This is a genomic window from Gordonia sp. i37 (assembly GCF_002043085.1).
Taxonomy (GTDB): Bacteria; Actinomycetota; Actinomycetes; order Mycobacteriales; family Mycobacteriaceae; genus Gordonia; species Gordonia polyisoprenivorans.
Genome location: NZ_MVPX01000509.1, coordinates 1 through 9,146, shown reverse-complemented (window position 1 = coordinate 9,146; position 9,146 = coordinate 1). Strand labels below are relative to the sequence as shown.

Here is a 9,146-nt window from a genome sequence, read left to right as displayed (position 1 = left end):
GAGACCCGGGGCCCTGCACCGTCATCGTCGACTCCGCGCTGTCATCGCCGGCTCCGCATTCGGCCGACCAGCAGATAGGCCAGGATCGCGGCGGCACCGACGATCGCGATCACCGAGACGGCGATGAGCGCGGTCCGCGCGGTCGTCGACTTCTTCTGCGCCACCGGGATGACGTTCTGGGTGACCGTCGCCGGCGCCGACGACGACGGTGCAGTGCTACTCGGCAGCGGAATGGTCTGTTGCGGGACCTCTTGCACCGTGGTCGGTGCGACCGTCGTCGACGGTGTCCGGCTCGGGGTGGACGGCGGTGCCGACGACGGCTCGGACGGCGGCGTCGAGGACACGGGCGGCCCGGAGGTGGTCGGCACCGTCGTGGTCTCCGAGGGCGTGTCGGAAGGCGACGGGGTCACGCCGCCGGGATCGTCGACCACCGGCGCCGACGGCGCGCCGCCCGGGGGTTCCGCGGACGCCGGCGCGCCCGTCGCGAGGACCGCCACCAGCAACGCCGCCGTCACCAGCAGGACCCGAACGGCGTGGCCTCGCAACGTTCGGGCCGGTCGCGCGGGACGCGGGAGCATGGTGTCCTCCGGTGGGTTCGACTGCATGACGCAGCCACTCTAACCCGTGACCGCCGGTGGCAGCGGAGTTAACCAATCGAACAGAGGACGACGCCGTCGCCGCTGGTGAGGGCCTATTCGGGCGCGGGAGCGGGCGTGCCCTTCGTCCGATTCGCCCGATCGCCATACCGACGGCGGAAACGCTCCACACGACCCTGGGTGTCGACCAGACGGTTCGCCCCGGTCCAGAACGGGTGCGAGTCGCTGGTCACGTCGACGACCACCAGCGGATAGGTGTTGCCGTCGGACCACTCCACGGTTGCCTCCGACGTCATCGTCGAGCGGGTGAGGAACGCGGTGCCGGTCGAGGCGTCGCGGAAGACGACCGGGTGGTAGTCGGGGTGGATGCCGGGTTTCATGGGTGGTCCTCTCGAGGGATGTCGGTGTGGTCGGCGAGTGCGGGGTCACCGAGGGTCAGGTCGTCGCACGGGTCGGTGTGTTCGGTGCCGAAGGGGTCGGGGAAGTGCGCCCACGCCCGGGGGCCGGCGGCCATCTCGTGGTCGTCGAGGCAGGCGCCGTTGAGCGCGTGACGAATGTGGTCGGGGTCGGCGCGATGGGTGATGACGACGAGTGCGCTGTGCCGGTCGCCGTGCTCGGGATGCCAGCGCAGGGCCGCCATCGCCCGTCGTTCCGGGTCCTGCTCGTCCTGTTCGTCGGCGTCCATCGCGGCCAGCCACCCGCCACCCTCGGCCACCTTCAGCGCCTCCCCCGCCGACTCCAACCAGAACGCCTGGTCGGGGCGGGTCGCCAGCCACAGTCGGCCGCGTGCACACACGACGCCGTCGAGGAGGGCGTCGAGCGCCTCGTGCAGCCGCTCGGGATGGAACGGACGATCGGCGTTGAATTCGACGATGCCGACCCCACATTCGTCGACCAGCGGCGGTTGATGGCGCAGCAGCGGATCGTGCGGGCCGTCGATCCGGCCACGCCGCGCATCGTCGGGGATCGCGCGCAGCAGTTGCATGATGGTGACCGCGGTCAACCGGCGCTGCGGCAGTTCCATGAGGATCGGTGCGCGCGGTGCAACCCGACGCAGCACCGCCATCAGCCGGGCCGATTGCCATGCGTCACGCATGACCGGGTCGGCGGCCGCGATGATCAGGGCGTCGGCGAAGGCGACCTGTCCCACCGCGAGTTGGGCCAGGGTGCGATCGTCGTCGTCGACACCCATCCCCGCCTCGGCCAGGGTGACGTCACCGGTGGCGTCCTCGAGCCATCCCATCTCCGAGACGCAGGCGATCGTCGCGGTGATCTGCACGTCCCGCCCGGCCGGACCGTCGACGAAACCCGGCATGTCGGCGACGATGACGTTGTCGATGGCCCAGCTCAACGCTTCCGGCTCCACGAGTGGGTCGAGACGCAACACGATCTCGTCGACCGAGTCCCGTTGATGCAGCCGACGTAGCAGCGGCAACAGGTCCTCACGCAGCGTGCAGGAGACGCAGCCGTGCTCGAGGACGACCTCGGTGATCTGCTCGACGGCGCAGCCGTCGGGGCTGACCGAGGTGACGGTGCGGATCACCCGGCCCGACGCGATGGCACCGAGATCGTGGTGCACCAGCACCGTGCCGGCCATCACGAGTGCGTGGGCTGCGCGCCCGACCGCGGCGGAATCGAGTCCGGTGACGAGTGTGACCGGCGTCCGGCGGCGCGTCGGGCCACCGGTCCCGTGCGAGTGCGGGTCGATCTCGATCACCCCTTCCATTGTTGGCAACAATTTTCATTTACAGGGCTTTCACGGTAGCCTTCTGCGGGTTCTAACGCCAATCGTTTTCAATAAGGAGGTGTGCATGTCTGCGCGTTGCCAGGTCACCGGCGCAACACCCGGTTTCGGTAAGTCGGTGTCGCACTCACACAAGCGGACCAATCGCCGCTGGAATCCCAACATCCAACGACGCCGGTTCTATCTACCCAGCGAGGACCGCCACGTCACGCTGCGGGTGAGTGCCCGCGGAATCAAGACCATCGATCGGCGCGGCATCGAGGCCGTCGTCGCCGAGATCCGCGCTCGCGGGGAGAAAATCTGATGGCCCGCAACGAAATCCGCCCGATCGTCAAACTCCGCTCGACGGCCGGCACCGGATACACCTACGTGACCCGCAAGAACCGCCGCAACGATCCCGATCGCATGGTCCTCAAGAAATACGACCCGATCGTTCGACGGCACGTCGACTTCAAGGAGGACCGCTGATGGCCAAGAAATCGAAGATCGTCAAGAACGAGAAGCGCAAGGAGATCGTCGCCCGCTACGCCGAGCGGCGCGCGCACCTCAAGGGTGTCATTGCCGATCCGACCGCGAGCCCGCAGGCGCGTGACGACGCCCGTCGCCGCCTACAGGCACTGCCCCGCGACGCCAGCCCGGTGCGCATCCGTAACCGCGACGCCGTCGACGGCCGCCCCCGGGGCTACATCGGCAAGGCCGGCCTTTCCCGAGTCCGCTTCCGCGAGTTGGCACATCGCGGCGAGCTGCCCGGGATCGCAAAATCCAGCTGGTGACCTCGCACCGACACCTTCTACATCCATCCACCCCTTCAGGAGGACATCCATGCCCCCGTCGAACACCAAGCGCGGCAAGCGCCGCGACGAGACCCCGCAACGAGCACGAAACAAGCTGACCGCCATGGGCATACACCCGACCGGTCGGGATCCGGTGGACTACAAGGACATCGAGACACTCCGGCAGTTCATCTCCGATCGCGGCAAGATCCGCCCGCGTCGGGTCACCGGTCTGACCCCACAGCAGCAGCGTCAGGTCGCCACCGCGATCCGCAATGCGCGAGAAATGGCGTTGTTGCCCTTCGACTCCCGACGCTGACGCCGGGTTCAACCGCCCTGGAGCTCGAGGCTGATCTCCTCGGCGTCGAGCTGATTGAGGACTCGCGACAACGCCTCCGACGAGTAGCTGCCCTCGCGGCGCAGACTCAACAGGCGTGCACGCTGGACCGCGATGATCTCCCGGCGCACCGCCCGCATCTGTGCGCGCTCGGCGAGGTTCAGGCCATAGGTGGCGCCCGTTCCGATGACGGGTCCGGGGTTCGCCCCCTCGCTTCTGTCCCCGTCGATCATGTCCTCGTCGTCGGCATCTTCCTCACCGATGTCTTCGGCCTCACGAGTGGCCTGCTCGATACGCGCACGCAGCCAAGGGATCTCACGTACCACCTCGGATTGCGCCATTGCGGCCTGCATGGTGGCGTCCATGTCGGCGCGCAGTCGCAGGCGTTCGGCGCGTTTGTCTTCGACGGTGTCGGGCAGTCGCAGTCTGCGGATCAGCCACGACAGCGTCCCGCCTTGGAGGAGCAATGACGCGGCCGCCACCACGAACGCGGTCAGCACCAGCAGTGAGCGGGAGTGGGTGTCGTCGGGCAGGGTCTGCGCGGCGGCGACGGTGACGACGCCGCGCAGACCTGCCCACACCATGATGACGCCCTCTTTGCGCCCCAAGGGCGCGTCGTCGTAGTAGTCGATGTCGGCCAGCGCCCGGGTGATCCGCGCGTTGATCCGACCCGCGGTCTCCGGCGACATCGTCGTCGGAGACGTCTTGTCCGGGTCGGGATGGCGACGGAGGTGGAACCGGCGTCGCCACCGCGTGAAGCGGCGGCGGACCCGGGCGTCGTCGCGTTTCGACGCCCCTGCCGTCGCGGTCGCGGTGTAGTTCTCCAGGATCGGCCGCATCGCCTCGCCGCGCTGGCGTCGGCGATCGACCCACCACACCAGCGGCACGATGTAGACGGCCCGGATCGCCAGCGCCACCCCGAGCGCGGCCAGACCGAGCCACACCGCGTGCTGCACCCCGTTGTGTTCGTTGACGACGTCTCCCATGAGGCCGAACAACTCCAGGCCCATGAGGAAGAAGACGCCACCCTCGGCGAGCATCGCGACCATCCGCCAGTTCTGGGTGTCGGAGATGCGGTGACGCGGGGTGAGGAATCGCGTGGCCCCCGCGCCGGTGATCAGCCCGGCCGTGACGGCCGCGACCAACCCCGACGCACCCAGTTCCTCGGTGGGCAGATACGCCAGGAACGGCACGGTGAACGAGATCGCCGTGTTGACCGCCGGGTCGTGGACGCGAGCCCGCACACGCAGATTGAGCATCCCGACGACCGCGCCGATCGCCACGGCCAGCACCACCGCGTAGACGAAGTTGACCAGCACTCCCCAGAAGGAGATGGTCGCGGCCGTGGCCGCGATCGCGGCCCGCAACAGCACCAGCGAGGTGGCGTCGTTGAGCATGCTCTCGCCCTCGAGCACCGCGGTCACCCGCGACGGCACGCCGAGTTTCTTGGCGATCGAGGTGGCCACCGCGTCGGTGGGACTGACGATGGCCCCGAGCGCCACCCCGGTGGCCAGGCCGATCCCGGGAACCACCACCCAGAAGAAGAACCCCAGGGCCAGCGCACTGACCAGCACGAGCAGCACCGACAGCGCGCTGATCGTCCCGAAGTCGCGACGGAACTCCATCGCGGGCATCTGCACGGCCGCCGCGTAGAGCAAGGGTGGGAGCACGCCGACGAGAATCCATTCCGGGTCCAGGTGCAGCGCCGGAACGATCGGCATGATGCCGATGGCCGCGCCGATCACCACCAGCGCGAGTGCCGCGGGCACACGAATACGCGGAGCGATCTCGGTGACGGCCACGATGAGCAGAATCGCTCCGACGACGATCAGGATCTTCTCCATGACCCACATCGTCTCCCGAATGCCGGTGCTCGAGCCAGACGAAGTCGAACGGCGGCTGGGTCGATCGTGGGTAAGGGGCGAACCGCGCAATACCGTACGAGCATCCGGCAAACATGAGGACACGTGGCACACCGCCGACTGTGACATTGACTGTTGACACAAGCGGGTGGGCGCCCCTACCGTCAATGACAACGATTGTTGTCGCATCACGCCCGACGCCACCGGCGTACGACGCCCCACCGATCTCGGAGGAGACCGACGATGACCCAGGCTCTCAAGTACGTCCCCGAACACGACAAGTCCGACGCCGACAACGACTACAACCAGGTCCTCGAAGACCTGTCGGCCGCGTCGGTGCACCGCAACTTCGACCCCTACCTCGACATCGACTGGGACGCCCCGGAGATGGCGGTCGTCCCCGACGACCCGCGGTGGATCCTGTCGTATGACGTCGACCCGATCGGGCGCCACCCGTGGTATCAGGCGCTCCCGCAGGACAAGCAGATCGCGATCGGCATGTGGCGCCAGGCCAACGTGGCCAAGGTCGGCCTGCAGTTCGAGTCCATCCTGATCCGCGGCCTGATGCAGTACAGCTTCGCACTCGACAACGGCGACAAGCGGTTTCGCTACACCACGCATGAATCCAAGGAGGAGTGCAACCACACCCTGATGTTCCAGGAGCTGGTGAACCGCATCGGGATGGATGTTCCCGGGGCCAAGACGTTCTATCGCCGGGTCTCGATGTTCGTTCCCCTCGTGTCGACGATCTTCCCGACGGTCTTCTTCTTCGGCGTACTCGGCGGCGAGGAGCCGATCGATCACCTGCAGAAGGACTTCCTGCGTACCACCGACAGCCTGCACCCGGCGATGGCCGCGGTGATGCAGCTGCACGTCGCCGAGGAGGCGCGCCACATCTCCTTCGCCCATCACCACCTGCGCGAGACGGTCCCGAAGAAGAACCGGTTCCAGCGCTTCGTCCTGTCGCTGGCGCTACCGATCGCGATGCGTCTGCTGCTGGGCGCGATCATGGTGCCGCCGCGCAGTTTCCGTCGCGAGTTCGACGTCCCGGACTCGGTGATGCGCGAGATCTTCTGGCGGTCTCCGGAATCCAAGCGCGTGCGACGCAACGTCTTCGGTGATGTCCGGATGCTCGGCGAACAGTGCGGTCTGATGAATCCGGCCTCCCGGACGCTGTGGCGCGCACTCGGCATCTCGGGCCGGTCATCGCGGTTCCGCAGCGAACCGGTCTACACCGCGGCCTGATCGCCCCGTCCCTCGGTCGCCCCGACCCTGTCGGTCGCCGCATCCCTCGGTCGCCGATCACCGGCGTAGCAAGCGTCCGGTCCCTTCCGTAGAAGCAAGAGATCGCTCATCCCATGCCCCATGTAGTCACCCAGGCTTGCTGCGGCGACGCGTCGTGTGTGTACGCGTGCCCGGTGAACTGTATCCATCCGACCCCCGACGAGCCCGATTTCGGTATCGCCGAGATGCTCTACATCGACCCCAACACCTGCGTCGATTGCGGAGCCTGCGTCACCGCGTGCCCGGTCGGCGCGATCACGGCGTCGCATCGTCTCACCGACGGCCAGGAACGGTTCATCGACATCAACGCGTCGATGTACGCCGGCACCACTTCGGGTGCCGCGGGCTCGCGGATCGGGCTGACCGAAGCCCGCTTCCCGGTCGATCCGGGCCGCCGGTTGCCGCTCGCGCCGATCAGCCACCCCGATGCGCTCGCGGTGGCCGGGAAAGTATCGGTCGGCATCGTCGGATCGGGGCCGTCGGCGATGTACGCCGCCGACGATCTGCTGCGGTATCCACAGGTGAGCGTCACGATGTACGAGCGGCTCGATCGACCGTTCGGGCTGGCGCGCTTCGGCGTGGCCCCCGACCACGAGTCGACCCGCACCGTCATGCGCCTGTTCGACGACATCGCGGGCCACCCGCGTCTGGAGATCCGGCTGAACACCGAGATCGGCCGCGACCTCACCCTCGAAGACCTCCGGGCCCGGCACACCGCGGTGATCTGGGCGGGCGGCGCGCCCACCGATCGGCGTCTGCAGATTGGCGGCGCCGACGCCCGCGGCGTGACCAGCGCGACCTCCTTCGTCGGGTGGTACAACGATCATCCCGATTTCGCCGACCTCGACGTCGACCTGTCATCTCCCGAGGCGGTGGTGATCGGTACCGGCAATGTCGCCCTCGATGTGGCGCGCATCCTCGTCCGCGATCCCGACGATCTCGCCGGTACCTCCATCGCTGCCCGTGCGCTCGCGGCGTTGCGCTCATCCGCGGTGCGCCGGGTGACGGTGGTCGGCCGTCGCGGCGCCGAACACGCGGCGTTCACCCTGCCCGAACTCGTCGGGCTCGTCGACGGCGGCATCCCGGTGACCATCGACGCCGACGACGTCCCCGACCCAGCGTGCACGACCGATCCGACCGCTCGCGCCAAACTCGAGGTGCTCGGCGAGATCGCTGCCCGCCCGACCCCGACGGTTCCGCACATCCGTTTCGCGTTCGGCCGTGCGCCACGCGAGATCCGCGTCGTCGACGGCCGCGCCAACGGGGTGGTCACCGGCCGCCCCGACGGCACCTGCGAGGTCCTCGACGCCGGGCTGGTGTTGACGTCGATCGGGTACCGGGGCCGTCCCGTGCCCGGACTGCCCTACGATGATGCCGCGGGCGTGGTGCCCCATTCCGGTGGACGCGTCATCGCCGACTCATCGACCGGAGACGCGATGCCCGGCATGTACGTCACGGGATGGATCAAGCGTGGGCCGTCGGGGTTCATCGGCACCAACAAGACCGACTCCGCGGAGACGGTCGGGTCACTCGTCGACGACCTCGAGAGCGGCGTGCTCACCCCCGCGGGAGGCTCGCGGCGAGGGATTTTATCCCGACTCGGCCGCAGCTGATCCCCACGAATTTGTGGACAGCTCTCACGTTTTCGTGGACGGAATGTCCCCGGAAACCGGGAACGGTCACGATTTGGCGTCCTTTGACTTTTGCCTGTGAATCGCCTGCTGCGCATCTCCCCACCGCCGAGTAACGTCGTCGGCGCGAATGGGGGTGAGCATGCGCGGAACGATCTCTCGTTTCGACTACATCGACGCGGCACGAACGATAGGCGAGCGTTTCGCCGGACTCGTCCGTGACGTCGACACCCCTGATGCGCGCGTCGCATCCCGGCGGGGATGGTCACTGGCCGACTGCGTCGGCCACATCGCCTGCGAACCCTCCCGCTACCTCGACCTGGTGCATGGCAAAGACGAATGGCCCTGCCATCCAAGCTTTTTGGCCGATATCTACGCCAAGCAGATCGCCAACCTCCCCACCCGGGACACGTGCACCCTGAGCGAGCGCTTCCTCGCCGACCTCGACGAACTCCTCGACACGGTGTCGCATTTCGGGGCACGCGTACCGATGATGCGCATCGGCGGACGTCAACGCGTGCGCTCGGATACCGCACTGGGAATCCTCATCGGAGAAATGGCCGTGCGGGGCCGGGACATCGCTCGTGCCGTCGGCGAGCAGTGGGAGATCGATCCGGCAATCGCTCCGCTGGTGACACGAGGTGGCCATCAGTTGCTGCGCCCGTGGGCCGACTCGCATCACTGCTGCGGCCACAACGCCACCTACGACATCCGCATCCGCCGCACCTCCGAGCGGATCATCTATCGGTTCGTCGACGGCCGTCTGGAGATCGACCCCACCGACCCGCCGCACCCGGACGTCTTCATCAGCATCGACGCCGAGACCGTCGTGCTCGCCGCGCACGGCCGCTTCTCGCCCGGGTCGGCGTTGTTGGGCGGCCGCGCCTTCGCCTGGGGCGCCAAGCCGTGGCTGGCGCTC

Annotated in this window: 11 protein-coding genes; 7 read left to right on the top strand and 4 right to left on the bottom strand. The window is 67.9% G+C overall.

The genetic code is table 11. The features are described from left to right. Positions 1-41: 41 nt before the first annotated feature. From B1964_RS30560 to B1964_RS24910, 3 genes are all read right to left on the bottom strand, one after another. On the bottom strand, positions 42-605 hold the full coding sequence (locus B1964_RS30560; RefSeq protein WP_172398963.1) for a hypothetical protein: 564 nt from the start codon (positions 603-605) through the stop codon (positions 42-44). A gap of 86 nt (positions 606-691) precedes the next feature. Further along, positions 692-976: a type B 50S ribosomal protein L31 gene (locus tag B1964_RS24915; RefSeq protein ID WP_006369583.1), complete on the bottom strand. Its 285-nt coding sequence runs from the start codon at positions 974-976 to the stop codon at positions 692-694. Next, complete coding sequence (locus tag B1964_RS24910; protein ID WP_172398964.1) at positions 973-2,322, bottom strand: GTP-binding protein; 1,350 nt, start codon at positions 2,320-2,322, stop codon at positions 973-975. Before B1964_RS24910 ends, B1964_RS24915 begins: the two co-directional genes overlap by 4 nt. Before the next feature lie 85 nt (positions 2,323-2,407). Here B1964_RS24910 and rpmB point away from each other — a divergent pair, with 85 nt between their 5' ends. From rpmB to rpsR, 4 genes are read left to right on the top strand one after another with little or no spacing between them, the layout of a single operon-like run. Further along, positions 2,408-2,644 (top strand): 50S ribosomal protein L28, encoded by a 237-nt coding sequence (gene rpmB / locus B1964_RS24905; protein WP_020172065.1) that lies wholly within the window; start codon positions 2,408-2,410, stop codon positions 2,642-2,644. After that, entirely contained in the window at positions 2,644-2,808 is a 165-nt protein-coding gene (gene rpmG / locus B1964_RS24900) for a 50S ribosomal protein L33 (RefSeq protein ID WP_006369586.1), read from the top strand. Before rpmB ends, rpmG begins: the two co-directional genes overlap by 1 nt. Continuing rightward, positions 2,808-3,113 carry a 30S ribosomal protein S14 gene (rpsN, locus tag B1964_RS24895; protein WP_079931698.1) on the top strand — a complete coding sequence of 102 codons (306 nt, stop codon included), beginning with the start codon at positions 2,808-2,810 and terminating at the stop codon, positions 3,111-3,113. The genes rpmG and rpsN overlap by 1 nt, the downstream gene beginning before the upstream one ends. Positions 3,114-3,162: 49 nt before the next feature. Continuing rightward, positions 3,163-3,432: a 30S ribosomal protein S18 gene (gene rpsR, locus B1964_RS24890; protein ID WP_006369588.1), complete on the top strand. Its 270-nt coding sequence runs from the start codon at positions 3,163-3,165 to the stop codon at positions 3,430-3,432. An 8-nt stretch (positions 3,433-3,440) separates the two neighbouring features. Here rpsR and B1964_RS24885 read toward each other — a convergent pair whose 3' ends face one another. Then, positions 3,441-5,294 (bottom strand): cation:proton antiporter, encoded by a 1,854-nt coding sequence (locus tag B1964_RS24885; protein ID WP_079931701.1) that lies wholly within the window; start codon positions 5,292-5,294, stop codon positions 3,441-3,443. 261 nt (positions 5,295-5,555) lie between these two features. Here B1964_RS24885 and B1964_RS24880 point away from each other — a divergent pair, with 261 nt between their 5' ends. The 3 genes from B1964_RS24880 to B1964_RS24870 form a co-directional block, all read left to right on the top strand. Beyond that, complete coding sequence (locus B1964_RS24880; protein ID WP_079931697.1) at positions 5,556-6,557, top strand: diiron oxygenase; 1,002 nt, start codon at positions 5,556-5,558, stop codon at positions 6,555-6,557. Positions 6,558-6,670: 113 nt separating this feature from the next. After that, positions 6,671-8,209, top strand: coding sequence for a 4Fe-4S binding protein (locus B1964_RS24875; protein ID WP_079931696.1), 1,539 nt, complete (start codon positions 6,671-6,673; stop codon positions 8,207-8,209). 160 nt (positions 8,210-8,369) lie between these two features. Next, the coding region (locus tag B1964_RS24870) for a maleylpyruvate isomerase N-terminal domain-containing protein (RefSeq protein WP_253194176.1) at positions 8,370-9,146 on the top strand (777 nt) is incomplete at its 3' end.

Coding starts and splice junctions, on each gene's coding strand:
- rpmB (WP_020172065.1), top strand. CDS start 2,408: ATGTCTGCGCGTTGCCAGGTCACCGGCGCAACACCCGGTTTCGGTAAG.
- B1964_RS24880 (WP_079931697.1), top strand. CDS start 5,556: ATGACCCAGGCTCTCAAGTACGTCCCCGAACACGACAAGTCCGACGCC.
- rpmG (WP_006369586.1), top strand. CDS start 2,644: ATGGCCCGCAACGAAATCCGCCCGATCGTCAAACTCCGCTCGACGGCC.
- B1964_RS24885 (WP_079931701.1), bottom strand. CDS start 5,294: ATGGAGAAGATCCTGATCGTCGTCGGAGCGATTCTGCTCATCGTGGCC.
- B1964_RS24910 (WP_172398964.1), bottom strand. CDS start 2,322: ATGGAAGGGGTGATCGAGATCGACCCGCACTCGCACGGGACCGGTGGC.
- rpsN (WP_079931698.1), top strand. CDS start 2,808: ATGGCCAAGAAATCGAAGATCGTCAAGAACGAGAAGCGCAAGGAGATC.
- rpsR (WP_006369588.1), top strand. CDS start 3,163: ATGCCCCCGTCGAACACCAAGCGCGGCAAGCGCCGCGACGAGACCCCG.
- B1964_RS24875 (WP_079931696.1), top strand. CDS start 6,671: ATGCCCCATGTAGTCACCCAGGCTTGCTGCGGCGACGCGTCGTGTGTG.
- B1964_RS24915 (WP_006369583.1), bottom strand. CDS start 976: ATGAAACCCGGCATCCACCCCGACTACCACCCGGTCGTCTTCCGCGAC.
- B1964_RS30560 (WP_172398963.1), bottom strand. CDS start 605: ATGCAGTCGAACCCACCGGAGGACACCATGCTCCCGCGTCCCGCGCGA.